The sequence below is a fragment of the Microvirga arabica genome (assembly GCF_016811235.1).
Lineage (GTDB): Bacteria > Pseudomonadota > Alphaproteobacteria > Rhizobiales > Beijerinckiaceae > Microvirga > Microvirga arabica.
The window spans coordinates 1-919 of record NZ_JAFBID010000211.1 but is presented as its reverse complement, the minus strand read 5'-3'; the positions used below and the strand labels follow the sequence as shown (position 1 = coordinate 919).

The following is a 919-nucleotide window of genomic DNA, read 5'->3' as shown; positions in this document are numbered from 1 at the left end:
GAACGTCACCTCATCGACGTAGAGGTTGCGGTCGCCGACGCCGGATTTGCTCAGATTGTTGCTGAAGGCGACACCGCCGCGATGGTTCTGGATACCGGCAGCATCGCAGTCGCCGGTGAATGTGAAGGCTTGCCACTAGCCGGATCACCGTTGATGTTGTTGAGCCCGGTGATCATTTGCATGTCGGTGGATATGAAAACTCTAGGGGCGGGACATAGAAGCTCCTCTGTTGATTTTGGGTGAGTAAGGGAACTAGGGATCGGGTCGGCTCATGGCCGAGTACGCCAACAGTGCGGTGGGAAAGGTTGCTGATTGTTGCGGCGCGTCTGTCCTGGTTTGCTCTAACTCAGAGGCAAACAGGGAAACGGCTTGAGACAGCAGGTATTGTTGAAGGAGGTTAGGCTGATCCTGAGAACACCAGTGACTTGTTGCTGGTCACAGCATGAAGTCCCAATGCTTGGCGCCGTTCATCGTGAGCAGTGCGTCACTGCCGTCGACCTGACCCTTGAAGGTCACCTCATCGACGTACAGATTGCGGTCGCCCCCAGATCCACTCAGGTTGTTGTCGAACTTGATCCCGACGCGATGGCTTTGCGTGCCAGCGGCATCGAAGTTGCCCGTGAACGTCCTGGAGTTGCTGAGGCTCAGCGCGTTGAGTTCGTCGGTTAGGACGAGATGGTAGTTGCTGATAGGTGCTGACATAACTTGCCCTGGTTGTGGTTAATTTTGAGGGGAAGTTATGTTGTCCGTGCGAGCGCGCGCAAATTCGCGAAGATGAGAATGGATCAATTGTAGCCCCTTAAGATATATTATTTTATAGGTAAGTTTTCTAAATTGCGGTCAGGAATAATATACTTCGACTATACTCTAGAAAATTTTCCTTTTGCAATCTTTATCCCAATGAATTGCGTAGCTAGGT

The 919-nt window shown here is 51.8% G+C and carries 2 protein-coding genes; one reads left to right on the top strand and one right to left on the bottom strand.

Going from position 1 to position 919, the window contains the following annotated elements:
* Positions 1 to 243, top strand: a 243-nt coding sequence (locus tag JQC81_RS32525) for a hypothetical protein (RefSeq protein ID WP_203275878.1), incomplete at its 5' end; no start/stop codon positions are given.
* A 192-nt stretch (positions 244 to 435) separates the two neighbouring features.
* On the opposite strand, the gene JQC81_RS32520 is transcribed toward JQC81_RS32525, so the two are convergent.
* Positions 436 to 702 carry a carbohydrate-binding domain-containing protein gene (locus JQC81_RS32520; protein WP_203275877.1) on the bottom strand — a complete coding sequence of 89 codons (267 nt, stop codon included), beginning with the start codon at positions 700 to 702 and terminating at the stop codon, positions 436 to 438.
* Positions 703 to 919: the final 217 nt, after the last annotated feature.